The 24,196-nt window shown below is 71.7% G+C and carries 20 protein-coding genes and 2 tRNA genes; 10 read left to right on the top strand and 12 right to left on the bottom strand.

All coding sequences use genetic code 11. The features are described from left to right. Positions 1-20: 20 nt before the first annotated feature. From gltX to metG, 5 genes are all read right to left on the bottom strand, one after another. The gene (gene gltX, locus ACFYE1_RS06130) at positions 21-1,535 is read right to left on the bottom strand and encodes a glutamate--tRNA ligase (protein ID WP_387741017.1); all 1,515 of its coding nucleotides are present in this window, start codon (positions 1,533-1,535) and stop codon (positions 21-23) included. Between the two features lie 111 nt (positions 1,536-1,646). Then, positions 1,647-2,420, bottom strand: coding sequence for a fumarylacetoacetate hydrolase family protein (locus tag ACFYE1_RS06125; protein WP_387741015.1), 774 nt, complete (start codon positions 2,418-2,420; stop codon positions 1,647-1,649). Between the two features lie 71 nt (positions 2,421-2,491). Beyond that, positions 2,492-3,601 (bottom strand): branched-chain amino acid aminotransferase, encoded by a 1,110-nt coding sequence (locus ACFYE1_RS06120; RefSeq protein ID WP_387741013.1) that lies wholly within the window; start codon positions 3,599-3,601, stop codon positions 2,492-2,494. 98 nt (positions 3,602-3,699) lie between these two features. Beyond that, positions 3,700-4,776: a 3-isopropylmalate dehydrogenase gene (locus ACFYE1_RS06115; RefSeq protein WP_387741011.1), complete on the bottom strand. Its 1,077-nt coding sequence runs from the start codon at positions 4,774-4,776 to the stop codon at positions 3,700-3,702. A gap of 76 nt (positions 4,777-4,852) precedes the next feature. Further along, entirely contained in the window at positions 4,853-6,415 is a 1,563-nt protein-coding gene (gene metG / locus ACFYE1_RS06110; protein ID WP_387741009.1) for a methionine--tRNA ligase, read from the bottom strand. 97 nt (positions 6,416-6,512) lie between these two features. On the opposite strand from metG, the gene ACFYE1_RS06105 reads away from it, so the two are divergent. Continuing rightward, a complete protein-coding gene (locus ACFYE1_RS06105; protein WP_387741007.1) occupies positions 6,513-7,181 on the top strand; it encodes an AIM24 family protein in 669 nt (222 codons plus the stop codon). 129 nt (positions 7,182-7,310) lie between these two features. Here ACFYE1_RS06105 and ilvC read toward each other — a convergent pair whose 3' ends face one another. The 4 genes from ilvC to ACFYE1_RS06085 all read right to left on the bottom strand — a co-directional run bounded on the left by ilvC (position 7,311) and on the right by ACFYE1_RS06085 (position 11,853). Further along, on the bottom strand, positions 7,311-8,336 hold the full coding sequence (ilvC, locus tag ACFYE1_RS06100) for a ketol-acid reductoisomerase (protein WP_387741005.1): 1,026 nt from the start codon (positions 8,334-8,336) through the stop codon (positions 7,311-7,313). Between the two features lie 103 nt (positions 8,337-8,439). Continuing rightward, a complete protein-coding gene (gene ilvN, locus ACFYE1_RS06095; RefSeq protein WP_344123350.1) occupies positions 8,440-8,949 on the bottom strand; it encodes an acetolactate synthase small subunit in 510 nt (169 codons plus the stop codon). A gap of 2 nt (positions 8,950-8,951) precedes the next feature. Then, positions 8,952-10,844 carry an acetolactate synthase large subunit gene (locus tag ACFYE1_RS06090; protein WP_387741003.1) on the bottom strand — a complete coding sequence of 631 codons (1,893 nt, stop codon included), beginning with the start codon at positions 10,842-10,844 and terminating at the stop codon, positions 8,952-8,954. Position 10,845: 1 nt separating this feature from the next. After that, positions 10,846-11,853 (bottom strand): hypothetical protein, encoded by a 1,008-nt coding sequence (locus ACFYE1_RS06085; RefSeq protein WP_387741002.1) that lies wholly within the window; start codon positions 11,851-11,853, stop codon positions 10,846-10,848. A gap of 164 nt (positions 11,854-12,017) precedes the next feature. On the opposite strand from ACFYE1_RS06085, the gene ACFYE1_RS06080 reads away from it, so the two are divergent. After that, positions 12,018-12,093, top strand: a tRNA-Lys gene (locus tag ACFYE1_RS06080). 250 nt (positions 12,094-12,343) lie between these two features. Here ACFYE1_RS06080 and ACFYE1_RS06075 read toward each other — a convergent pair. Next, on the bottom strand, positions 12,344-12,880 hold the full coding sequence (locus ACFYE1_RS06075; protein WP_387741000.1) for a MarR family winged helix-turn-helix transcriptional regulator: 537 nt from the start codon (positions 12,878-12,880) through the stop codon (positions 12,344-12,346). 216 nt (positions 12,881-13,096) lie between these two features. On the opposite strand from ACFYE1_RS06075, the gene bcp reads away from it, so the two are divergent. From bcp to ACFYE1_RS06045, 6 genes are all read left to right on the top strand, one after another. Continuing rightward, complete coding sequence (gene bcp, locus ACFYE1_RS06070) at positions 13,097-13,570, top strand: thioredoxin-dependent thiol peroxidase (RefSeq protein WP_387740998.1); 474 nt, start codon at positions 13,097-13,099, stop codon at positions 13,568-13,570. A 39-nt stretch (positions 13,571-13,609) separates the two neighbouring features. Then, positions 13,610-13,693: transfer RNA gene (locus ACFYE1_RS06065), tRNA-Leu, on the top strand. A gap of 78 nt (positions 13,694-13,771) precedes the next feature. Then, entirely contained in the window at positions 13,772-15,373 is a 1,602-nt protein-coding gene (locus ACFYE1_RS06060; RefSeq protein WP_387740996.1) for an ABC transporter substrate-binding protein, read from the top strand. Between the two features lie 112 nt (positions 15,374-15,485). Next, positions 15,486-16,970: a malate:quinone oxidoreductase gene (locus ACFYE1_RS06055; RefSeq protein WP_387740994.1), complete on the top strand. Its 1,485-nt coding sequence runs from the start codon at positions 15,486-15,488 to the stop codon at positions 16,968-16,970. A gap of 225 nt (positions 16,971-17,195) precedes the next feature. Beyond that, positions 17,196-20,381: an efflux RND transporter permease subunit gene (locus ACFYE1_RS06050; protein ID WP_387740992.1), complete on the top strand. Its 3,186-nt coding sequence runs from the start codon at positions 17,196-17,198 to the stop codon at positions 20,379-20,381. Positions 20,382-20,652: 271 nt separating this feature from the next. After that, positions 20,653-21,087, top strand: a complete 435-nt coding sequence (locus ACFYE1_RS06045; protein WP_387740991.1) for a MarR family winged helix-turn-helix transcriptional regulator — start codon at positions 20,653-20,655, stop codon at positions 21,085-21,087. A gap of 19 nt (positions 21,088-21,106) precedes the next feature. On the opposite strand, the gene ACFYE1_RS06040 is transcribed toward ACFYE1_RS06045, so the two are convergent. Next, a complete protein-coding gene (locus ACFYE1_RS06040) occupies positions 21,107-21,931 on the bottom strand; it encodes a transglutaminase-like domain-containing protein (RefSeq protein ID WP_387740989.1) in 825 nt (274 codons plus the stop codon). Positions 21,932-22,101: 170 nt separating this feature from the next. Here ACFYE1_RS06040 and ACFYE1_RS06035 point away from each other — a divergent pair, with 170 nt between their 5' ends. After that, positions 22,102-23,229 (top strand): YihY/virulence factor BrkB family protein, encoded by a 1,128-nt coding sequence (locus tag ACFYE1_RS06035; RefSeq protein WP_387740987.1) that lies wholly within the window; start codon positions 22,102-22,104, stop codon positions 23,227-23,229. A 302-nt stretch (positions 23,230-23,531) separates the two neighbouring features. Here ACFYE1_RS06035 and ACFYE1_RS06030 read toward each other — a convergent pair whose 3' ends face one another. Continuing rightward, complete coding sequence (locus ACFYE1_RS06030) at positions 23,532-23,693, bottom strand: hypothetical protein (protein ID WP_387740986.1); 162 nt, start codon at positions 23,691-23,693, stop codon at positions 23,532-23,534. Between the two features lie 152 nt (positions 23,694-23,845). Between ACFYE1_RS06030 and ACFYE1_RS06025 the strand changes: the two genes are divergently transcribed. After that, positions 23,846-24,196: alcohol dehydrogenase catalytic domain-containing protein (locus ACFYE1_RS06025; protein WP_387740984.1), on the top strand; the 351-nt coding region annotated here is incomplete at its 3' end.

Below are 24,196 nucleotides of genomic sequence, written 5' to 3'. Positions count from 1 at the left end.
GTCGTCGGCAGGGAGGGCGCTCAGCCGAGCTGGGCGGCGAGCGCGCGCAGGCGGGTCAGGGACGAGTCCTTGCCGAGGATCTCGAGGGACTCGAACAGCGGAGGGGAGATCCGCCGACCGGAGACGGCGGTGCGGACGGGACCGAAGGCCAGGCGCGGCTTGATGCCCAGCCCGTCCACGATGGCCTCGCGGAGCGCGGTCTCGAGGGCGGCGGCGCTCCAGTCCACGAGCGGCTCGAGGGCGGCGAGCGCGGCCCGCAGGACGTCGCCGGCGGAGTCCTTGAGCTCCTTGCGGGCGTCGTCGGCGACCTCGATCTCGTCCTCGGCGGCGAAGAGGAAGGACAGCAGCTCGGGGGCCTCGCCGAGCAGGTTCATCCGCTCCTGCACCAGCGGCGCGGCGCGGTCCAGGATCTCCTGCTGGCGCTCGTCCAGGGTCTCCCCCAGCACCCCGCCGGCCTGCAGGTAGGGGACGAGCCGGTCGCGGAAGTCCTGGGGGGCGAGCCTGCGGACGTGGGTGCCGTTGATCGCGGTCGCCTTCTTGAGGTCGAACCGCGCCGGATTCGCCAGGACGTCGCGGACGTCGAAGTGCTCCACGAGCTGCTGCACGGTAAAGACGTCCTCGTCCGCGGACAGGGACCAGCCCAGCAGGGCCAGATAGTTGAGCAGGCCCTCGGGGACGAATCCGCTGTCCTTGAGGTGGAAGAGGCTGGACTCGGGATCGCGCTTCGACAGCTTCTTGTTGCCCTCGCCCATGACGTAGGGCAGGTGACCGTACTCGGGCACGTACTTCGCGAAGCCGAGCTCGACCAGGACGCGGAACAGCGCGATCTGGCGCGGTGTCGAGGAGAGCAGGTCCTCGCCGCGCAGCACGTGGGTGATCTCCATCAGGGCGTCGTCCACGGGGTTGGTGAGCGTGTACAGCGGCTGGCCGTTGGCGCGCACCACCACGTAGTCCGGGATGGAGCCTGCCCGGAAGACGATCTCGCCGCGGATCATGTCGTGGACCACGATGTCCTCGTCCGGCATCCGCAGCCGCAGCACGGGCTCCCGCCCCTCGGCCCGGAACGCCGCGACCTGCTCCCCGGTGAGGTCGCGGTCGAAGTTGTCGTAGCCGAGCTTCGGGTCGCGGCCGGCCGCGCGGTGGCGGGCCTCGACCTCCTCCGGCGTGGAGTACGCCTCGTAGACGGCCCCGTGCTCCCGGAGCCGGGTCGCCACGTCGCGGTAGACGTCCAGTCGCTGCGACTGCCGGTACGGTGCGTGCGGGCCGCCGGTCTCGACGCCCTCGTCCCAGTCGATCCCCAGCCACGCCAGCGCCTCGAGCAGCTGCTGGTAGCTCTCCTCCGAGTCGCGCTGGGTGTCGGTGTCCTCGACGCGGAAGACCATGGTGCCGCCGGTGTGCCGGGCGTGGGCCCAGTTGAACAGCGCGGTGCGGATCAGCCCCACGTGCGGGGTGCCCGTCGGGGACGGGCAGAAGCGCACGCGCACGGGCGAGGCGGTGGTCGAGGCGGTGGCCGGGGTGGCGGGCGTGTCGGTCATGGCTCTTTCGTGGATCGGTCGGCGACAGGGCGGGGTCGTGCGGTGGCGCGGGGAGCTCCGGGGCGCGTGCAGGTCAGCGGCGACAACCAGCGGTGAGAGCAGCGGCGGGGGTCAGCGGCGCAGGACGGTCGGCAGGACGCCGATGCCCTCGACCTCGACCTCGATCCGGTCGCCCTCGTCGACGATGCCGACGCCGGCGGGCGTGCCCGTGAGGATGACGTCGCCGGGCAGGAGCGTGAACGCCTGGGACACGTAGGAGACGACGAACGGGACGTCGAAGACCATGTCCCGGGTGTTGCCGTCCTGCTTGGTCTCGCCGTTGACGCGGCTGCGCACGGCGAGGGCGGAGGTGTCGAGGTCCGTCTCGATCCAGGGTCCGAGCGGGCAGGCCCCGTCGAAGCCCTTGGCGCGCGCCCACTGGCCGTCGGTCTTCTGCACGTCGCGGCCGGTGAGGTCGTTGGCGGCGGTGTAGCCGAAGACCACCTCGGGCACGCGCTCGACGGGGACGTCCTTGCACATGCGGCCGATGACGACGGCGAGCTCGGCCTCGTAGGAGACCTGCTCGGTCCACGGGGGAAGGGTCACGGGGTCGCCGGGGCCGGCGACGGACGTGTTGGGCTTGAAGAACAGCATCGGGGAGCTGGGCAGCTCGTTGCCCAGCTCGGCGGCGTGGTCGGCGTAGTTGCGGCCGACGCACACGATCTTGGACCGGGGGATGACGGGGGCCAGGAGGCGGACCTCGGCGAGGTCGTGGCGCTGATGGGCGGGGGTGATCCCGGTGTAGAAGGGGTCGCCCGCGAGGACGGTGACCGTCTCCTCGCCGGCGGCGCCCTGCACCGCGCCGAAGTGGATCTCGTTGTCGACCGTGAACCTGGCAATTCGCATGGGACCAGGCTATCCCACGGCCTGCGGCAGGCAGCGCGGCCCCCGGTGGCGCCACCGGGGGCCGCCGGGGCTCAAACCAGGCGGGTCAGCCAGCCGTGCGGGTCCTCCGCGCGGCCTGTCTGGATCTCCAGGAGCTGCTTGCGGATGTCCATCGTGACCTCGCCCGGCCGGGCCCCCTCGTCGCCGATGGTCTCCTCGGCGGAGACGAGCCGGCCGATGGGCGTGATGACGGCGGCGGTCCCGCACGCGAACGCCTCGGTGAGGGTCCCGGCCTGCCAGCCCTCGCGCCACTCCTCGAGGGTGAAGCGGCGCTCCTCGACGTCCATCCCGCGGTCCTCGGCGAGCTGGATGATCGAGCGGCGGGTGACGCCCTCGAGGATCGTGCCGGTGAGCTCGGGGGTCACCAGGCGGCCGTCCTCGTAGACGAAGAACACGTTCATGCCGCCCAGCTCCTCGACGGCGTCCCCGCGGTCGCGGTCCAGGAACATCACCTGCTGGCACCCGTGGGCGTCGCCCTCCATCTGGGCGATCAGGGAGGCGGCGTAGTTGCCGCCGCACTTGGCCGCTCCCGTCCCGCCGCGGCCCGCCCGGGCGTAGGTGCGCGACAGCCAGATGTCCACGGGCTTCACCGGACCGCCGAAGTAGTTGCCGGCCGGGGAGGCGATCACCGAGTACAGCGCCTGCCGGGACGGGCGCACGCCGAGGAACGCCTCCGTGGCGATCATGAACGGGCGAAGGTACAGGGACTCGCCGTCCCCGTCGGGCACCCACTGCTCGTCCACCGACACGAGCTCCCGGAGCGAGTCCAGGAACATCTGCTCGGGCAGCTCCGGCAGCGCCAGCCGGCGGGCCGACCGGTTGAGCCGGGCGGCATTGGCCTCGGCCCGGAACGTCCACACGGAGCCGTCCGCGTGCCGGTAGGCCTTGAGCCCCTCGAAGATCTCCTGGCCGTAGTGCAGCACGGCCGCGGCGGGGTCCAGCACCAGCGGCCCGTACGGCTCGATCCGGGGGTCGCTCCAGCGCCCCGTCCCCTCCTCGACGTCCCCGAACCAGTCGATCTTCACCATGTGGTCCGTGAAGTTCGTGCCGAAGCCCGGATCGGCGAGCACGGCCGCCCGAACCTCCTCCGGGACCGGGTCCTGGCTGAGGTGGTGGGCGAAGGTGGTGGGCTGTGTGGTCACTGCGTCTCCCTGCGAGGTCGACCCCGTGGCGACCGGCACGCGGGGCTCAGCTGTTCGTTCCGTTCCCCAGCCTATCCCTGGAGCACGGCCGGATCGGCTCAGGCCAGGGCGGCGAGCACGCCGTCGCCCACCTGGGCGGTGGTGCGGGACTCGTTGCCGTGCGCGGCGAGGTCCTGCTGCACGGCGGCCTCGATCCGGGCGGCGGGCCCGGAGTGGCCGAGGTGCTCCAGCATCATGGCGGTGGCGAGGATCGCCGCCACCGGGTTCGCCGACTGCTGCCCGGCGATGTCCGGTGCGGAGCCGTGGACGGGCTCGAACATCGACGGCGCGGTGCGGTCCGCGTTGATGTTGCCGGCCGGGGCCAGGCCGATGCCGCCCGTCACCGCCCCGGCGAGGTCGGTGAGGATGTCCCCGAAGAGGTTGTCCGTGACGATGACGTCGAAGCGTCCCGGGTCGGTCGTGAGGAAGATCGTGGCCGCGTCCACGTGCAGGTAGTCGACGGTGACGTCGGGGAACTCGGCGCCGACCTCCTCGACGAGGCGGGTGTAGAGGCGGCCCGCGTTGACGAGCACGTTGTGCTTGTGGACCAGGGTCAGCTTCTTGCGCTCCCGCCCCGCGGCGAGCTCGAAGGCGTAGCGCACGAGGCGGCGCACGCCGTAGGCGGTGTTGAGCGAGACCTCCGTGGCGATCTCGGCGTGGGTGCCGCCCCGGAGGACGCCGCCGTTGCCGGCGTAGGGTCCCTCCGTGCCCTCGCGCACCACGACGAAGTCGATGTCCCCGGGGGCGGAGAGCGGACTGGTGGTGCCGGGGAAGAGCTTGGACGGGCGGAGGTTGACGAAGTGGTCGAGGCTGAAGCGCATTCTCAGCAGCACGTCGCGCTCGATGATCCCGGACGGGACCCGGCGGTCGCCCGGGGCGGCGCCGACGGCGCCGAACAGGATGGCGTCGTGGGTTCGCAGCTCGTCCAGCGTCCGGTCGGTGAGGGTCTCCCCCGTATCCAGCCAGTGCTGGGCGCCGAGGCCGAACTCCTTCTTCTCCACCGTGACGCCGGCCGCGGCGGTCACCGCGTCGAGGATCTTCTCCGCCTCGGCCACGACCTCGGGGCCGATGCCGTCGCCGGGGACGAGGGCGATCTTCAGGTGGGCGGGGGCTGCTGCGGAGGTCGGCTGGCTCATGGCCCCAGGATAGGAGCAGTGCAGCCGGCCCGACCACGGTGTGGACGGACGTCTCGCATGCTGGACACCGGGGCGCTCAGGCCTGCAGCGCCGCGGGCTCCTCGTAGCGCGGGAACACCGGCGCGGGCGGGGGCAGCTCGGTCCCGGCCACGAGGCGTGTGTCCAGGGCGGTGAACAGCCGGGCGTCGCCCTCGGCCTGGCCGAGCACGTCGAGCAACCGTGCGGCGGCGTCCGGCACCACCGGCTGGACGAGGACGCCGACGACGCGCACCACCTCGAGCGTCACCCAGAGCACGGTGGCCATCCGCTCGGCGTCGGTCTTGCGCAGCTTCCAGGGCTCCATGGCGGTGAAGTACCGGTTGGCCTCGGCGACCACCCGCCAGATCCGCTCGAGCGCCCGGTGGAACTGCTGCTCGTCGAACTCGGCGCGCACCGGCCCGTAGAGCCCGGCGGCGGCGGCGAGCATGGCGCGGTCCTCGGGGGTGAGCTCCCCCGGCACGGGGACCCGGCCCTCGCAGTTCTTGGCGACCATCGACAGCGAGCGCTGTGCGAGGTTGCCGAGGTCGTTGGCGAGGTCGGAGTTGATGCGGTTCTTGATCCCGTCGTGCGAGTAGCTGCCGTCCTGGCCGAACGGCACCTCGCGCAGCAGGAAGAAGCGCAGCGGGTCGAGCCCGTACTCGGCCACGAGCGCGTGCGGGTCGATGACGTTGCCCACGGACTTGGACATCTTCTCGCCCTGGTTGAACAGGAAGCCGTGGGCGAAGACGCGCCTGGGCAGGGGCAGCCCGGCGGACATCAGGAACGCCGGCCAGTACACGGCGTGGAAGCGCGCGATGTCCTTGCCGATCACGTGGGCGTCGGCCGGCCAGTACCGCCGGAAGGTCTCCGCGTCGGTCTCCGGGAAGCCCACGCCCGTGAGGTAGTTGGTGAGGGCGTCCACCCACACGTACATCACGTGCTCCGGGTTGCCGGGCACGGGCACGCCCCAGTCGAAGGTGGTGCGGGAGATCGAGAGATCGTCCAGGCCGGAGCGCACGAACGAGGCGATCTCGTTGCGGCGGGTCTCGGGGTGGACGAAGCCCTCCTGCTCGTAGAGGGCCAGCAGCCGGTCCTGGTAGGCGGAGAGGCGGAAGAAGTAGGACTCCTCCTCGGTCCAGCTGACCTCCGTGCCGGTGCCCGTCGAGCAGCGCACGCCGTCCTCCCGGAGCTCGGTCTCGTCCTCGCCGTAGAACGCCTCGTCGCGCACGGAGTACCAGCCGGCGTACTTGCCGAGGTAGATGTCCCCCGCCTCCTCCATCCGCCGCCAGATGGCCGCCGACGCCGCGTAGTGGTCGGCGTCCGTGGTGCGGATGAAGCGGTCGTAGGAGATGTTCAGGGCGTCGTCCATCTCGCGGAAGCGCGCGGAGTTGCGGTCCGCGAGCTCCCGGGCCGTGAGGCCCTCCCTCTCCGCGGTCTGCTGCATCTTCTGGCCGTGCTCGTCGGTGCCGGTCAGGAAGCGGACGTCGTAGCCGTCCAGCCGCTTGAACCGGGCCATGACGTCGGTCGCGATGACCTCGTAGGCGTGCCCGATGTGCGGGGTGCCGTTGGGGTACGCGATGGCCGTGGTGATGTAGTACGGGGTGCGGTGGGAAGAAGTCACGGCCTCCACTCTACCGACCTGCGGGACGGTGCGGGTCCGGGAGCTTCGGTGCCACGATGGGTCGGGACAGCACGCACCGAGAACCCAGGAGGCCACCGTGCGCAGCGAGCTCTTCGCCCAGGACCACTTCGAACACCAGAGCCAGGAGCGCTGGACACGGCAGTCGGACCGGATGCTGCGCGTGGGCCTGGGGCCCGACGTCGTCGCCACCAAGGGTGCCATGGTCGCCTACCAGGGCCGGATGGCCTTCCGGCACGAGGGCTCCGGCTCCATCGGCAAGCTCATGAAGAAGGTGCTCACCAACGAGGACGCCCCCATGATGCGGGTCTCGGGCGAGGGCGAGGTGTTCCTCGCCCGGCAGGCGCGCCACGTCTTCACCGTCCTGCTCGAGGGCGAGGCCGTCACCGTCAGCAGCGGGTCCCTGCTGGCCTTCGACGACGCCCTGGCCTGGGACATCCGGCGGGTGGGCGGGGCCGGTCTGATGGCCGGCGGGCTGTTCAACCTGCAGCTCTCCGGCCGGGGCGTGCTCGCCCTGTGCTCGGACGGGCCGCCCATGATCCTCGACTGCTCCGTCCAGCCCACCTTCGTGGACCCGCAGGCGGCGGTCGCGTGGTCGGCCGACCTCGTGCCGGGGATCCAGAACGACCTGTCGATGGGCTCGCTGCTGCGCGGCGGCTCCGGCGAGGCCTTCCAGCTCGCCTTCTCCGGCCCGGGCTTCGTCGTCGTCCAGCCCTCCGAGGGCGTGCCGGCGGCGCGGCAGGGCTGAGCCACCGCTGCCGGTCCGCGCGGTCGCCCCCGGCGACCGGGTCCAGGACGGACGACGGGGGCCGTGTCCGCCCGGAGCGCTCGTCGCGCTCCGGGCGGACACGGCCCCCGGGCTCGTGGGGATCGCGGATCAGCGGGCCGCGGTGCCCTCGACGTAGTCGGCGTCCGGGGAGGTCCAGGCGAAGAGCTTGCGCAGCTCGCGGCCGGTGACCTCGATCGAGTGGGTCTCCTCCTTCTCGCGCAGCTTCTGGAACTCGGGGCCGCCCTGGTCCTGGTCCTCGATGAAGCGCTTCGCGAAGGTGCCGTCCTGGATGTCGGCGAGCACGGCCTTCATGTTCTCCTTCACCGCGGGGTTGATCACTCGGGGGCCGGAGACGTAGTCGCCGTACTCGGCGGTGTCCGAGATGGACCAGCGCTGCTTGGCGATGCCGCCCTCGACCATGAGGTCCACGATGAGCTTGAGCTCGTGCAGGACCTCGAAGTAGGCGATCTCCGGCTGGTAGCCGGCCTCGGTCAGGGTCTCGAAGCCGTACTGGACCAGGTGGGAGACGCCGCCGCACAGGACCGCCTGCTCGCCGAAGAGGTCGGACTCGGTCTCCTCGGTGAAGGTCGTCCTGATGACGCCGGCGCGGGTGCCGCCGATGGCCTTGGCGTAGGACAGGCCCAGCTCGAGGGCCTTGCCGGAGGCGTCCTTCTCGACGGCCACGAGGGCGGGCACGGCGCGGCCGGCCTCGAACTCGCGGCGCACGGTGTGGCCGGGGCCCTTGGGGGCGACCATGACCACGTCGACGCCCTCCGGGGCCTCGATGTAGCCGAAGCGGATGTTGAACCCGTGGGCGAAGAAAATCGCGTCGCCCTGCTCCAGGTTCGGGGCGATGGACTCGGCGTAGACATGGCGCTGGACCTGGTCCGGCGTCAGGATCATGATGACGTCGGCCTCCTCGACGGCGTCCGCGACGGTGAGCACCCGCAGGCCCTCGGCCTCGGCCTTGGCCCGGGAGCGCGAGCCCTCGGCGAGTCCGATGCGCACGTCCACGCCGGAGTCGCGCAGGTTCAGGGCGTGGGCGTGGCCCTGCGAGCCGTAGCCGATGACGGCCACGGAGCGGTCCTGGATGATCGAGAGGTCGGCGTCGTCGTCGTAGAAGATCTCTGCCATGGAATTGTCTCCTTCAAGCATGGGTGGGCGCGGCGGGCGCACCGCCGCGAGGTGGTTGGGGTGTCTGTGGGCCGGCGCCCGCGTCCACCGGCGCCCGGGGGCGTCAGTGGCGCAGGGCGCGGTCGCTCATCGACTTGGGACCACGTCCGAGGGCCAGCGTACCGGCCCGGACGATCTCCCGGACGCCGAAGGGCTCCAGGATGTCCAGCAGCGCCCGGAGCTTCTCCGGGGCGCCGGTGGCCTCGATGACGAGCGACTCGGTGGAGACGTCGACAACGGTGGCCCGGAACAGGTCTGCGGCTTGGGTGACCTGCAGACGGGTCGCGGCGTCGGCGCGGACCTTGACCATGATGTGGTCGCGTTGCACCGACGACTCGGTGGTGAGCTCGACGATCTTGATCACGTTGATGAGCTTGTTCAGCTGCTTGGTGACCTGTTCGAGCAGCTCGCCCTCGGCGTCCACCACCACGGTGATGCGGGAGACGCCGTCGAGCTCCGTGGGTCCCACGGCGAGCGAGTCGATGTTGAAGGCGCGGCGCGCGAACAGTCCGGCCACCCGGGTCAGCACGCCCGGCTTGTCCTCGACCAGCACGGAGAGGGTGTGTCGGCTCATGGTCAGTCCTCCTCGTCCCAGGCGGGGGTCATGTTGCGGGCGATCTGGATCTGGTCGTTGGACACGCCGGAGGGCACCATCGGCCACACCATCGCGTCGGCGGAGACCACGAAGTCGATCACCACGGGGCGGTCGTTGATCTCGAGGGCCTGCCGGATGACGTCGTCCACGTCCTCGTCCCGGGTGCAGCGCAGGGCGGCGCACCCGTAGGCGTCGGCGAGCTTGACGAAGTCCGGCACCATGATGCTGTCGTGACCCGTGTTGAGGTCGGTGTTGGAGTATCGGCCGTCGTAGAACAGCGTCTGCCACTGGCGCACCATGCCCAGCGACGAGTTGTTGATCACCGCCACCTTGATCGGGATCTTGTTGATCGTGCAGGTGGCGAGCTCCTGGTTGGTCATCTGGAAGCAGCCGTCGCCGTCGATCGCCCAGACCACGCGGTCGGGCTGCGAGACCTTGGCCCCCATCGCGGCGGGGACAGCGAAGCCCATGGTCCCCAGCCCGGCCGAGTTCAGCCACTGGCGGGGCCGCTCGTACCGCACGAAGTGAGAGCTCCACATCTGGTGCTGGCCCACGCCGGAGACGTAGACGGCCTCGGGACCCGTCAGGGCGGAGATCCGCTCGATGACGTGCTGCGGCGACCCCAGGCCGTCGGCGGGCTTGGGGTAGCCCAGCGGGTAGGTGGCCTGCAGGCTGCTCAGCGCGGTCCACCACGAAGAGAGGTCCGGGCTGCCGCTGCGCTCGACCTCCTGGCGCACGGCGCCCACGAGGTCCGGCAGGATCTCCTTGAGGTCGCCCACGATCGGGACGTCGGCGGTGCGGTTCTTGGAGATCTCGGCGGGGTCGATGTCCGCGTGGATGATCTTGGCCGTGGGGGCGAAGGTCTCCAGGTGGCCCGTGACGCGGTCGTCGAAGCGCGCGCCGAGGGTCACGAGCAGGTCCGCCTGCTGCATCGAGTACACGGCCGGGACGGTGCCGTGCATGCCGGGCATCCCGAGGTTCTGCTCGTGGGAGTCCGGGAACACCCCCCGGGCGGTCAGCGTGGTGACCACCGGCGCGCCGGTCAGCTCGGCCAGCTCCATGAGCTCAGCGGCCGCGTCGGCGCGCATGGTCCCGCCGCCCACGTAGAGCACGGGCCGCTGGGCGGCCGCGATGAGCTTGGCGGCCTCCCGGATCTGCTTGGCGTGCCCGCGCGTCACGGGCCGGTAGCCGGGCAGGTCCATCCGGGGCGGCCAGGAGAACGTCATGGTGTCCTGCTGGGCGTCCTTGGGGATGTCCACCAGCACGGGCCCGGGGCGGCCGGTCGAGGCCAGGTGGAACGCCTCGGCGAGCACGCGGGGGATGTCCTCGGCGTGCGTCACCAGGTAGGAGTGCTTGGTGACCGGCATCGTCATCCCGACGATGTCCGCCTCCTGGAAGGCGTCGGAGCCGATCACCTTGGACGAGACCTGCCCGGTGATCGCGACCATCGGGATCGAGTCCATGTGCGCGTCCGCGAGGGCGGTGACGAGGTTCGTGGCGCCGGGGCCGGAGGTCGCGATGCAGACGCCGACGCGACCCGAGGCGAGGGCGTAGCCCTCGGCGGCGTGGCCGGCGCCCTGCTCGTGGCGGACCAGGATGTGGTTGATCTTGTCCGTGTCCATGAGCGGGTCGTAGGTCGGCAGGATCGCGCCGCCGGGCAGGCCGAAGACGTCGGTGACCCCGAGCTCCTCCAGCGCCCGGATGACGGCCTGGGAGCCGGTCATCTCCGTGGGGGCCACCGTGCTGCTCGGGCCCATGACGGACGGGACGGCGGGGACGGACTTCTCCGGGGCCCCCGGGGGCCGGTGGTCAGCGGCGGTCTCCGCGCGCTTGGTGGCCATCAGCGCTGGGCTGATCGGCTGTCCCTTGCTCATGTCACTGTCCTTCTGGTCTGGGCTGGTGATGCTGTTCCGGCTCGATCGCCGCTCCCCGGGGCGCCGGGCAAGAAAAAAGGCCCTCGCAGCACCGGGAGGTGCGACAGGGCCCGTGCGCTCGACCGGTCGTCGGCTCAGGCCCCGCGTCCGACGAGGACGCGTACCGTGAGCTGGACGACACCGTGGCTGAGTTGCATGCTCCCATGCTCTGCCGCTCGTTCCGGCGTGTCAATCTTCGGACGCCGTGTCCCACGATGTGAGACATGGCGCGTCCGGGGACTTGGGGCACTCGGGGCACTCGGACGTCGAGCCGCCCCTCCTGCTGCAGGAACATGGGCCGCCTACCTGCGGCGATGCGCTCCAGCTGGGTCTGCAGCAGACGCCGCACGCGCGGCCTGCACGAGGTGCTGGAGCCACCGGTGGGCGGGGTGGGGAGCGCCCCGGGGGCGCGGACCAGCGGGCGGTCGCCGGGGAAGAGCTCGGGATGGACGACGTCGAGGGCGCAGCGGAGCCGCCCGGACACGACCTCCTCCTCGCCCACGCCCGGCACGAGCACCCGGCAGTCGGCCAGGCTGCGGGTCTCGAAGCGGCGCCAGAGCTCGTCGCGCAGCCGCAGCGCGGCGCGGTCGCGTTCCCGCCGTGCGGCGGTCATCAGGCCCAGGGCCGGCTCGGCGGTCCCGGCCGCGTGCCCCCAGCCCGCCGTCGAGAGCCCGAGGGCGGGCCCGGCGGCCTCCGGCACGACGTCGAAGCCGGTGCTCTGCAGCTGCACGAGCCGCAGGCGCGTCGCGGCGGGCAGGACGCCGATCCAGCGGCCGGTGAAGTATCGGCCCACTGCCACGTCGGTCTGTCGGCACGGGCCCCGACCGGGTCGCCGGGCCATGTCCCACAGGACGCAGCGGAAGCCCGGAACGCGGGCGCTCACGCGGTCCACGAGCTCCTCCTCCGGCAGGGAGACCACCCGGAGATCGGGGAGCGGGACGGACGGCGCGGGGAATCGGGCGCAGGACATGACCGCCGTGCCGGGCGCCGCCTCGCGCGGGCGGGGCACGGAATGGACAGGGCGGGACGAGCTGGTAGAGTACTTTCTCGTTGCGAGGCGGGACCCGGCGGAGGCCGACCGGCACGATTCGGCCCCAGGGCCGGGGGCGTGCTAGTGTTCTTGCCGCACCACCAGCGCCTCTAGCTCAATTGGCAGAGCAATTGACTCTTAATCAATGGGTTCTCGGTTCGAGTCCGAGGGGGCGCACCACAGAAGGACTCCACCGCGGGGCACAGCGGTGGAGTCCTTTGTCGTCCGCGGGCTCCTCGTCGCACCCGGGACCGACGGCCGCCCTTCCCGGGCACGGGCTGCGGGCACGAAAAAACCCGGGGTCGTCGTGCCCCGGGTGCTCTCGACGGAGGTCACCACGCCGTGACCTCGAGGGCGCTCGTGCCGGGGCCCTCGACCCCGTGCCGGCCTCCCCGGCCCGTCGGTGCGGGAACCGCGAACCGCGGCCGGATCAGGGGGCGGTGTCCCCCTGCGTGCCGGCCTCGGCGATCTCGCGCGACTCCTCGGGCGTGGTCGCGTCGGCGGACCCGGCGTCGGTGACGGTCCCGTCCGGCTGGACCCGCAGCTTCCAGCGGGCGCCGCCGAGCGTGGTGATGATGTCGGCCAGCGTGCGGCGCAGGTTCTCGTCCGTCAGCAGCCCGTCGTCCACCAGCTCGTCCTCGAGCTGGGTGGCGGCCTCGAGGATGCGCTGGCCCTCCGGGGTGATCGACACGAGGTGGCTGCGGCGGTCGTGGACGTTCTTGGACCGGGTGACGTGACCGTGCAGCTCGAGCCGGTGCAGCGTCTTGCCCATGGTCTGGGCCTGCACCCGGACGCGGTGTGCCAGCTGGGCCTGGGTCATGCTCCCCGCCGTCTTCAGGACGTCCAGCGCCATGACGCCCGCGTGGGTCACCCCGAGCGTGGCCAGGCGCTCGTTCCACGCGTGCTCTACGAGCCGAGCCGCGGTCGAGAGCAGTCGGTTGGTCGGCCATTGAGTGGTGAAAGGCATGCAAAGCAGTCTACCGACCCGGAACACGGAATACAGCATCATGCTAAGCAAACTTACGAGCATTTCTCTGCGCGTGGACGATCGGCCGACCGGAGCGCTCCCCCTGGCCCGCCGGAGTCCCCGGGGCGAGCGCCGGTAGTGTTCGTGGTCCGAGGCCGTCCCGCGGCACCGGCACCACGACTGGCACCACCACCGACAACACGGAGGAGCATCCCCATGGCAGCACGTCTCGAACCCGGCCGGCCGGCCCCCGACTTCGCCCTGCCCGACGCCCAGGGCCGGACCGTCTCGCTCGCCGACCACCGCGGTCAGCGGGTGGTCGTCTACTTCTACCCGAAGGCCTCCACCCCCGGCTGCACCACGCAGGCGTGCGACTTCCGGGACAGCCTGGAACGCTTCGCCGCGGACGGGTTCGCCGTGCTCGGCATCTCCCCGGACCGCCCGGAGGCCCTGGCGCGGTTCGCCGAGGACCAGTCCCTCCCCTTCCCCCTGCTCTCCGACGCAGACCACCAGGTCGCCGAGGCGTACGGAGCCTGGGGCGAGAAGAAGAACTACGGGAAGACCTACGAGGGCCTGGTGCGCTCCACCGTGGTGGTCGGGCCCGGGGGCGACGTGGAGCTTGCCCAGTACAACGTGCGCGCCACGGGTCACGTGGCGAAGCTGCGCCGCGACCTCGGCCTGGAGGGCTGAGGCTAGGATGGGCGAAGGGGCCCGGACGGGCCCCTTTCGGCGCGAGTGGTGGAACTGGCAGACACGCAGGATTTAGGTTCCTGTGCCCTGACCGGCGTGCGGGTTCGAGTCCCGCCTCGCGCACCCGACGGTCCCCGGGCACGGCCCGGGGCCGGCGCACGACCACACCGACGACCGAACCGGCGAGGCAGCGAAGGACCCATGGCGCCCAGGCGAACCCCCCGCACCGCGGCCGCGCTGGCGCTCGTCGCAGGGCTCCTCGGCGGGTGCGCACCCGCGGGCGAGGGGCTCGACACCCCGGTCCCCTCCCGGTCCGTGCCGAGCGCGGAGTTCGTGTTCGCCAACGCCGCCGCCGCCCCCACCTTGGACCCGGCCACGGTCAACATCCTGGAGACGTCCCGGATCGGGGCACAGATGCTGGAGGGGCTCGTCTCCGCCGACCCCTCCACGGGGGAGGCGGTGCCGGCCCTGGCGAGGTCGTGGGAGCGCTCCGAGGACGGGCTCACCTACACCTTCGACCTCCGCCGGGACGTGCGCTTCCACGACGGCACCGATCTGGACGCGGCGGCGGTGTGCGCGAACTTCGAGCGCTGGGAGGCCCTCGCCGCCGACGGGGCGCGGACCCCGTTCGCCACCGTCCTGCGCACCGGCGCCCCCGGCATCGACCCCCTCTACGCGGGGTGCGCCGCGGCGACGGACTCCTCGGTGGTGCTCTCGCTGACCGCGCCGCACACCCCCCTGCTCCGGGCGCTGACGCAGCCCGCGTTCGGGATCGCGTCCCCCGCGGCCCTGGCGGCCGGCACGCACGAGACGCAGCCCGTGGGCACCGGTCCCTTCCGCTACGAGTCGGGCGACGGGACGAACGTGGTCCTGAGCGCGAACCCGGACTACTGGGGCGAGCTCGGGGACATCGGCCGGCTCGAGTTCCGCACGATCGCCGAGCCCGAGCTGCGCTACGTGGCGCTGCGCCTCGGCCAGGTGGACGGCTACGACCAGGTGGGCCTGGACTCCTTCGCCCCGCTCGCCCGCGAGGGCGTGCAGGTCCTCCAGCGCGATCCGTACTCCGTGTCCTATCTCGGCATCAACCAGGACGTGGCACCTCTGGACGATCCGGACGTGCGAGCGGCGATCGCCGCCGCCGTGGACCGCGGCGCGATCGTGCGCGAGCACTACCCCGACGGCACCCGGGTGGCCGACCAGTTCCTGCCCGCCCGCTTCGCGATGGACGGGACCGACCTGCAGGTCCCGTCCTACAACCCGCGGCGGGCGCAGGAACTGCTGGAGGGCTCGTCGTACGCCGGCGAGCCGCTGCGGTTCTACTACCCGCGCGGCACCTCCCGCACCTACATGCAGGAGCCGGAGAAGATCTACGCCGACATCGCGGCCCAGCTCGTGCGGGCGGGGTTCGTGATCGAACCCGTCCCGGTCGACTGGTCGGACGGCTACGTGGAGCAGGTCCTGGACCCGGAGGGCGATCACGCCCTGCACCTGCTCGGCCTCAACGGCGGGTACCGCGACCCGGACTACTTCACGGCCGCCCTGTTCGGCTCCCCCCGCGGGGAGTTCGGCGTGGACGCCGCGTCGCTGTTCGGCGCGGTCAACCGCGCGGCGGCCCTGCCCGACGGCGAGGACCGGTCGAGCGCGTACGCGTCGATCAACGACCGCGTCTCCCGGCTGCTGCCCGCCGTTCCCCTGGCCCACCCGATCTCGGCGGTCGCCGTCGGCGACTCCGTGACGTCCTTCCCCCTCAGCTCCACCGGCAACGAGGTCTTCAACCGGGTGGACCTCGGCACCGGCGAGTGAGAGCCGGCCTCGACGCGCCCCCGGCCGCATTCGGGGTTCGTCCGAGCGTGGCGATAGTCTGATCCCGACCACTCACCGGCGCAGCGCCGGGCGTTGAACGGGAGCATCGACTGTGACAAGACCTCAGGCAACGGAAACGACCGACGTCCTCCTGATCGGCGGCGGCATCATGAGCGCCACCCTGGGCGTGTTCCTCAAGGAACTCGAGCCGCAGTGGGACATCACGATGCTGGAGCGCCTCGACCAGGTGGGTGCGGAGAGCTCCAACGTCTGGAACAACGCCGGGACCGGCCACTCCGCCCTCTGCGAGCTCAACTACGCGCCCCAGGCCGCCGACGGGTCCGTGAGCCCGGAGAAGTCGCTCGGCATCAACGAGCAGTTCCAGCTCTCCCGCCAGTTCTGGGCCTCCCTCGTGTCCGAGGGCAAGCTGCGGGAACCCAGTTCCTTCATCAACCCGGTGCCGCACATGTCCCTCGTCTTCGGCGATGCCCACAGCGACTACCTGCGCCGCCGCTGGGAGGCCCTCCGGCCGCACAAGCTCTTCGAGCGCATGGAGTACACCGAGGACCGCGAGAAGATCGCCGAGTGGGCACCGCTGACCATGCACGGCCGCGGCGCCGGGCGCGTGGCGGCGTCCCGGTCCCCCGAGGGCACCGACGTCGACTTCGGGGAGCTGACCCGGCAGCAGGTCGCCCACCTGCAGGCCCGGGGCGGCCGGGTGCGCTACGGCCAGCAGGTCCTGGACCTCGAGCGCCAGGGTGACGGCACCTGGGTCGCGAAGGTCAAGAACCGTCTCAACACCGAGGGCCACCGGCTCGTGCGCGCGAAGTTCGTGTTCGTGGGGGCCGGCGGCGGCGCCCTGCCGCTGCTGCAGAAGTCCGGCATCCGGGAGGCCAAGGGCTACGGCGGGTTCCCGGTCTCCGGCCTCTGGTTGCGCAACTCCGACGAGCACGTGGCGGCACAGCACAACGCCAAGGTCTACGGCCAGGCCTCCGTGGGCGCCCCGCCCATGTCCGTCCCGCACCTGGACACCCGCTACGAGCACGGGCGGCGCGCGCTGATGTTCGGCCCCTACGGCGGGTTCAAGCCCAACTTCCTGAAGCAGGGGTCCTACCTGGACCTGCCGCTGTCCGTGCGCCCGCACAACCTCTATCCGATGACCCGTGCCGGCCTGGCCAACCTGGACCTGGTGAAGTACCTGGTGAGCGAGCTGACCAAGTCCAAGGGCCAGCGGGTCGAGGCGCTGCAGCAGTTCTACCCGACGGCCGACGGCTCGCAGTGGGAGCTGATCGAGGCGGGGCAGCGCGTGCAGGTCATGAAGCGGGACAAGGAGAAGGGCGGCGTGCTCCAGTTCGGCACCGAGCTCATCACCGCTGCGGACGGCTCCATCGCCGGGCTGCTGGGGGCCTCCCCGGGCGCGTCCACCGCGGTGCCGATCATGCTCAACCTCCTGGCGAAGTCCTTCCCGGCGCGGATGTCCGGGTGGGAGCCGCGGATCAAGGAGCTCATCCCCTCCTACGGAGTGAAGCTCAACGACCACCCGCAGCTCGCGGACGAGGTCATGGGCCGCACCGCCCGGGTGCTCGGCATCGACTGACGACGCAACGACCGACACCGCGAGGAACCGCACGGCACCGGCCGGCACGGCACCCGCGGGACGAGGCCCCGGACCGGCCGGTCGGGGGCCTCGTCGTCGTCCGGTCCGCCCCCGCCCCCGGGTCCGTGAGGACCCGGGGAGCTGTCGGTCGGCGACGGTACGCTGAGAGGCGTGCGTGCCGGCCCTGCCGGGACGCTCTCGACCTTCCCTCCCCAAGGAGCACGAGTGTTTCTCCTCGCCCGCGCGTCGATGGCCAACCGAGCCCTGATCGTGCTCATCACGCTGTTCGTCGCGCTCTTCGGGGTGCTCAGCATGCGCTCCATGAAGCAGGAGCTCATCCCGTCCCTGGAGATCCCCGCCATCAGCGTGGTCTCGGCGATGCCCGGCGCGTCCGCGGAGGTCGTCGACGAGCAGGTGGGCAGACCCCTGGAGCGCGCGCTCAACATCGTGGAGGGCCTGGAGAGCTCGACGTCCTCCTCGCGCAGCGGCCTGTCCAACATCCGGCTCGGCTTCGAGTACGGCACCGACCTGGACCGGGCCCGCAACCAGGTGGAGCGGGCGATCTCCAACGTGCGCCCGCAGCTGCCCGACGACGTCGAGCCCACCGCGTTCGCCGGTTCCGTGGCGGACTTCCCCATCGTCTTCCTGGCCGTGTCCTCCGACGAGGACCTCAGCCCGCTCGCGGCCGACCTGGAACGGCTGACGGTCCCGGACCTGCAGAGGATCGAGGGCGTGCGATCCGCCGAGGTCAGCGGCGCTCCCGAGCAGGTCGTCTCGATCCTGCCGGACCGGGCCGACCTCGCCCGGGCCGGCGCCACACCCGCCGACATCCGCACGGCCCTGGAGGAGAGCGGCGGCCTGGTGCCCGTGGGCACCGTGGACGACGGCGCCACGACCCTCCCCGTCCAGGCCGGCTCCCCGCTCGACTCCCTCGAGGCCGTGGAGAACGTCCCGCTGCCCGTCCCGGAGGACGCGCCCGACGGCGCCGAACCCACCACCGTCGGCGCGGTGGCCACCGTGGAGCTCGCCGAGCAGGAGCAGACGTCGATCACCCGCACCAACGGGGACCCCACGCTCGCCCTGTCCGTGACCAAGACCCCGGACGGGGACACGGTGGGGATCTCCCGGGCGGTCGAGGAGATGACGCCCGAGCTCGAGGAGGACCTCGGCAACGGCGCCGAGATCACTGCGGTCTTCGACCAGGCCCCCTACATCGAGCAGTCGATCGAGGACCTCACGGTCGAGGGCCTCCTCGGGCTCGCGTTCGCCGTGCTCGTCATCCTGGTCTTCCTGGCGTCGTTGCGCTCGACGCTGGTCACCGCCATCTCCATCCCGCTGTCCCTGCTCGCCACGTTCATCGGGATCAACGCCCTGGGCTACTCGCTGAACCTCCTGACCCTGGCGGCGATCACCCTGTCCGTGGGGCGGGTCGTGGACGACTCGATCGTGGTGATCGAGAACATCAAACGCCACTACGGCACGGTCGACCTGCGCACCGACCCCGCCAACGCGAAGCGCAGGGCCATCCTCACCGCCGTGCGCGAGGTCGCGGGCGCGATCACCGCCTCCACCCTCATCACGGTCGCGGTGTTCGTGCCCATCGCGTTCGTGGGCGACGTGACCGGCGAGCTGTTCCGCCCCTTCGCTCTCACCACGACCATCGCGCTGCTGTCCTCGCTCGTGGTGTCCCTGACCATCGTGCCCGTGCTGGCCTACTGGTTCCTGCGGGACCCCCGCCTGGTCCGGAGGACCCGCCGGGCACCGGCGGGCCGCCCCGCCCCCTGGGCCGACGGCACGCCCGGCGCTGGGGCCGACAGCACGGCCGGCACGCCGACGCGGCTGGCTCAGGGCTACCTCCCCGTCCTGCGCGGCACGCAGCGCCACCCGTGGGCCACCCTCGGGGTCAGCGTCCTGGTCCTCGGCGGCACGGCCGCCCTGCTGCCGGTGCTGCCCACCAACCTGCTCGGGGACACGGGGCAGAACACCATGACGATCGAGCAGGACCTGCCGCCCGGCACCGCGCTGGCGGTGACCTCCGAGCAGGCGAGCCGCGCCGAGGAGGTGCTCGACTGGACCGAGGGCATCGAGGACGTGCAGGTCACCATGGGCCCCGGCGGAGGCTTCTCCGCGTTCCTGCCCGGCAGCGGCACGAACAGCGCCACCTTCTCCGTGACGACGGACGCCGGGGTGGACCAGGAGCGGCTGCGCCGCACCGTCGGCGAGCGCCTGGAGCGGCTGGACGGCGCCGGGGAGTTCTCGGTGCAGGGCGCCCAGGACTTCACGAGCAACGACGTCGAGATCTCCGTCACCGGCACGGACCAGGCCACCCTGGCCCAGGCCGACGACGCCGTGGTGCAGGCCATGCGGGAGCTCGGGTCCGCCGGACAGGTCACGAGCAACCTGGCCGCCACCCAGCCCACCGTCGTGGTCACGGTCGACCGGGCGGCCGCCGCCGGCCGCGGTCTGAGCGAGGAGCAGGTCACGGGGGCGCTCGCCGGCACCGTGAACCCCCTCCCCGCTGGGTCCATCGACCTGGACGCCGACTCGGTGGCCGTGACCGTCGGCGAGGGCCGCGCCGTCGAGGACGTCGAGGCACTGCGGGCCTTGCCGGTGCCGGCGGCGGGCGGGACCGTCCGGCTCGACGAGCTGGCCGAGGTCGGGGAGGCGCTCACGGTGGAGACCATCACCTCGAGCAACGACCAGCGCACCGCCACCGTGTCCGTCACCCCGGGTGGCGACGACCTCGGCGCCACCAGCGCCGAGGTCCGGGACGCGCTCGCGGGACTGGACCTGCCCCAGGGCGCCTCGGCCGAGCTGGGCGGGGCCGCCACGGAGCAGGAGACCACGTTCCGGCAGCTGGGGCTGGCCGTGCTCGCCGCGATCGCGATCGTCTACGTGGTGCTCGTGGCGACCTTCAAGTCGTTGGTCCAGCCGCTGATCCTGCTGGTCTCGATCCCCTTCGCCGCGACGGGCGCGGTGCTCGCGCTGCTGGCCTTCGGGGTGCCGCTCGGCCTCGCCTCGCTGGTGGGCGTGCTGATGCTCGTGGGCATCGTGGTGACCAACGCGGTCGTGCTGATCGACCTCATCAACCAGTACCGGGGCCGGGAGCACGGCATGGACCTGGAGGAGGCCATCGAGAAGGGCGCCACCCGCCGGCTGCGGCCCATCGTGATGACGGCCCTGGCGACCATCCTGGCGATGACGCCCATGGCGCTGGGGATCACGGGCCAGGGCAGCTTCATCTCCCAGCCGCTGGCCGTGGTGGTGATCGGTGGGCTGATCTCCTCGACCCTGCTCACCCTGGTGCTCGTGCCGGTGCTGTACCGGCTCGTGGAAGCACGCAAGGAGGAACGGCACCGACACCGGGAGGAACGGATCGCGGCCCTGGCCCGGAGCGGGGCGGGCGCATGACGCCCGCAGCACGGGACGTGACACCGGACACCGTGCGCTCTTTCGTGGACGTTCGCTGATGAGAATCCAGGAGGAGAGCACCAGGCCTGCGTCGCCGGCGACGTCCGGGAGTTATCATTCCCGCACGTCACACCGGAAAACCTGGAGCCACCGCGGGCTGTGCCGCCCGCGACCCGGCAAGGCATCCCCCGAAAGGGGGGACACCCGGGCGCCGCACACCGATGTAACCGAGTCGTAGCATTAGCGTGTGCCCCGCAGAGAAACAGATCGTGTGCAGAACAGCGCCGACGCCTGGGAGGCCCTCTTCAGGGCCCAGGTGACGGTCATGCGGCGCCTTCAGCGCCAACCCGAATTCGCGGAGTTGTCCGCCCGCGAGTACGACGTCCTGTTCAACCTCTCCCGCTCCGACGAGGCCGGCATGCGCCTCAACGAGCTCAACGAGTACGTGCTGCTCACCCAGTCCAGCCTCAGCCGGATGCTCGAACGGCTGGAGCTCAAGGGACTGGTGCACCGCTGGCAGGACCCGCAGGACCTCCGGGGGCTGCGGATCCGCCTGACCGACCCGGGCCGGCAGATGCAGGCGCAGATCGCCGAGCAGTTCCGGGTGCACGTCCACGAGCTGATGTCCGCGGGCCTGGACCCGGAGGAGCTGCGCATCCTCACCCGCCTCGCCGACCGCCTGAGGGAAGCCGTCAACGACCTCTGAACCGGACTCCGGGGCCGTCCTACAGCGGGAGGACGACCCTGGCCTCCGGGTCCTCGCGCCCGGGCGCGGAGGACTCCGCGGACACCCGCATCTCGCCCAGGGTGATCTCCCCCTGGAGCGTGGTCAGGAACGCCGTCTCGGAGGCGTCCGCGCCCGTGGCGATGCGCACGAACTCCGTGCGCGGGGCGAGCCCGGTGGCGTCGAGGACGTACCAGGTGCCGTCGTGCCAGGCCTCGACCACCGCGTGGAAGTCCATGGGGGACAGCCCGGGCGCATAGACCGACACGAGCCGCGCCGGCACCCCGAGGCCCCGCAGCAGGGTGATCAGCAGGTGCGCGTAGTCCCGGCACACGCCCTGCCGGGTGAGGAACGTGTGCACGGCGGTGTCGGTGGCCGTCGAGGCGCCGACCACGTAGTCCAGGTGCTCGTGCACCCAGTCCCGCACCCGCTGGAGCGTCTCGTAGCCGCCGCCGCGGGCCCCGGGGAAGAGGGCGTCGGGGGTGCCGGTCATCTCGTCGAAGGGGCAGAAGCGGCTCGGCCGGGTGTAGCGGACGACGTCCACGGACTCCCCCGGGGGCGGCGAACCGGCCGCTCCGTCCAGCTCCAGCGCGTAGGACACCGTGCACTGCGTGCCACCCGGCAACCGGGCCAGGTGCAGCCGCGTGCCGTGCAGGTCCTCCGCCTCCTCGAGCGAGGCCTCGACCCCGTCGACGCGAAGGCTCAGACGCTCGCCCGGGCGTGCGCGGCCCGTGGGTTCGGCGGCGGCGAGGGAGAACACCGCCAGGTGGTCGGTCTCCGACGCGAAGTCGACCTGCGCGGACACGGTGCGCCGAGTGGTGGGCACGGATGGCCTCCTGAGTGGGGGAACATGCGGCGCACCGGTGGTCCGCCCGCTCCATTGTCGCTCACGGGGGCAGTTCGTCAGTACACTGATCCACGAGACATCCCCCACACGCCCCGCCGCCGGCCGGAGCCCGCGCACCGCACCCGGCGGCCGATCGCGAAGGACGCAGCATGGCCCAGGACACCACCCAGGACAGCCGCTCCAAGGAGCGCACCGCACCGGACCCCGAGGACCCCCGCAAGCCGGACAGCCCCACCGAGATGAGCAAGCCCTCGTGGGGCTACGTCGCCAAGCGCGCACTCTCCGAGTTCTCCAAGGACGACTGCACCGACCTCGCCGCGTCCTTGACGTACTTCGCGGTGCTCTCCCTCTTCCCCGCACTGCTCGCCATCGTGTCCCTGCTCGGCGTGTTCGGCCAGGGGCAGGCCACCACCCAGGCCATCACGGACTTCCTCGAGCAGTACGCGCCGACCGACCTCGTGAGCCTCCTCGAAGGGCCCATCAACAACCTCACCACCAGCACCGGTGCCGGGCTCGCCCTGGTCACCGGTATCGTCGGCGCCCTGTGGACCGCCTCCGGCTACACGGGGGCCTTCGGCCGGGCCATGAACCGCATCTACGAGGTCGAGGAGGGCCGGCCCGTCTGGAAGCTGCGGCCCATGAACATCCTCGTGACCCTCGTGCTGGTCCTCATCGTGGTCCTGATCATGCTCATGGTGCTGCTCTCCGGCGGCATCGCCCAGTGGGTCGGTGACCTCGTCGGGCTCGGTACCACGGCCGTGACGGTGTGGAACATCGCCAAGTGGCCGGTCATCGTGGTCCTCGCCGTCCTGCTCATCGCGGTGCTCTATTACTTCACCCCCAACGTGCAGCAGCCCAAGTTCCGCTGGATCAGCATGGGCTCGATCGTCGCCCTGCTCGTCGCTGCCCTGGCGGCGGCGGCCTTCACCTGGTACGTGATCAACTTCGCGTCCTACAACGCGACCTACGGGATCATCGGATCCGTCATCATCCTGCTGCTCGGTCTGTGGATCATCAACAACGTGCTGCTGCTGGGCGCGGAGATCGACGCCGAGGTCGAGCGCGGCCGTCAGCTGCAGGGCGGGATCAAGGCGGAGGAGACCATCCAGCTCCCGCCGCGCGACACCCGCCAGGTCGACAAAAAGGAGAAGAAGGAGGAGAAGCTCGTCGACCAGGGCCGCAAGCTGCGCCTCGAGCACGAGCACCTCGACTACTCCTCGGACGACTCCGAGAAGTACTCGGACAAGGATGCCGACAAGGTGTCCGGCAGGAGCTGACGGCTGTCCCCGGATCCGAGCGAACGGCGCGCACGGAGTTCCTCGATCCCGGCGGAGACCCCAGCGGCGGACCCTTGGTGCTGATCCACGGGTTCGCCGCTTCGTCGTTCGCGGCATGGGTTCGCACCGGCTGGGTGCGTGCGCCCGGACGCGCGGGCTGCCCCGCGCTGGGAACTGGCTCGCCCGGGCACGGGCCGCACGCCGCTCCCGCACCGTCGGGCACCAGCCGCGCGGGGCTCGGCGCCGCCCTCGCCGGGGCGGACCGCAGCGGGAACCGCGGTCGGATCGAGCGCTTTTCCGCGTCAGCGCGCCTGGTCGGGGCCGAACCGCTCGCCCCGGACGCCGGGGCGCCCGCCCAGCTCCTGCTCCTGTGCACCGGCGGGGCGGAAACCGGGGCCGTGGCCAGGCTTCGCGACAGGGTGGAGGCCCCCACCGAGCTGCACGTGCTGCCGGAGCGCGACCACGCCGACGTCCTCACGGCCCGTGCGGCACGGCAGGGCCCCGCCGTGGTCCTCCGCCGCTCTCTCGCACCGCTTCCGGGGTCTTCCCTAGACTGGGGAGCGGTGTTCCGGACCGGAACCGTCACGTCACGTCGTCCGAAGGAAAGGTCCTACTCATGCACGAGGTCAGAGCCGTCGTCGTCAAGGCGCAGAACGCACCAGCCACCCTCGAGACGATCCTCGTCCCGGACCCCGGTCCCGGGGAGGCGCTCGTGGACGTGCTCACCTGCGGGGTGTGCCAGACCGATCTGCACTACAAGGTCGGCGCCGTGGGCGACGACTACCCGTACCTGCTCGGTCACGAGGCCTCGGGCGTCGTCTCGGCGGTCGGCGAGGGCGTCACCGAAGTCGCCGTCGGCGACAAGGTCATCCTCAACTGGCGGGCGGTGTGCGGCGAGTGCCGGGCCTGCCGCAAGGGCGAGCCCTGGTACTGCTTCGCCACCCACAACGCCACGACCAAGATGACG

The organism is Kocuria nitroreducens (assembly GCF_042879195.1).
Classification (GTDB): domain Bacteria; phylum Actinomycetota; class Actinomycetes; order Actinomycetales; family Micrococcaceae; genus Kocuria; species Kocuria nitroreducens.
The sequence above is the reverse complement of the archived record's forward strand: the minus strand, read 5'-3'. Positions and strand labels throughout refer to the sequence as shown.

Bases quoted from the DNA above. Each gene is read 5' to 3' on its own strand.
- gltX (WP_387741017.1), bottom strand. From the start codon at position 1,535: ATGACCGACACGCCCGCCACCCCGGCCACCGCCTCGACCACCGCCTCG.
- ACFYE1_RS06125 (WP_387741015.1), bottom strand. From the start codon at position 2,420: ATGCGAATTGCCAGGTTCACGGTCGACAACGAGATCCACTTCGGCGCG.
- ACFYE1_RS06115 (WP_387741011.1), bottom strand. From the start codon at position 4,776: ATGAGCCAGCCGACCTCCGCAGCAGCCCCCGCCCACCTGAAGATCGCC.
- ilvC (WP_387741005.1), bottom strand. From the start codon at position 8,336: ATGGCAGAGATCTTCTACGACGACGACGCCGACCTCTCGATCATCCAG.
- ilvN (WP_344123350.1), bottom strand. From the start codon at position 8,949: ATGAGCCGACACACCCTCTCCGTGCTGGTCGAGGACAAGCCGGGCGTG.
- ACFYE1_RS06090 (WP_387741003.1), bottom strand. From the start codon at position 10,844: ATGAGCAAGGGACAGCCGATCAGCCCAGCGCTGATGGCCACCAAGCGC.
- ACFYE1_RS06085 (WP_387741002.1), bottom strand. From the start codon at position 11,853: ATGTCCTGCGCCCGATTCCCCGCGCCGTCCGTCCCGCTCCCCGATCTC.
- ACFYE1_RS06075 (WP_387741000.1), bottom strand. From the start codon at position 12,880: ATGCCTTTCACCACTCAATGGCCGACCAACCGACTGCTCTCGACCGCG.
- bcp (WP_387740998.1), top strand. From the start codon at position 13,097: ATGGCAGCACGTCTCGAACCCGGCCGGCCGGCCCCCGACTTCGCCCTG.
- ACFYE1_RS06060 (WP_387740996.1), top strand. From the start codon at position 13,772: ATGGCGCCCAGGCGAACCCCCCGCACCGCGGCCGCGCTGGCGCTCGTC.
- ACFYE1_RS06035 (WP_387740987.1), top strand. From the start codon at position 22,102: ATGGCCCAGGACACCACCCAGGACAGCCGCTCCAAGGAGCGCACCGCA.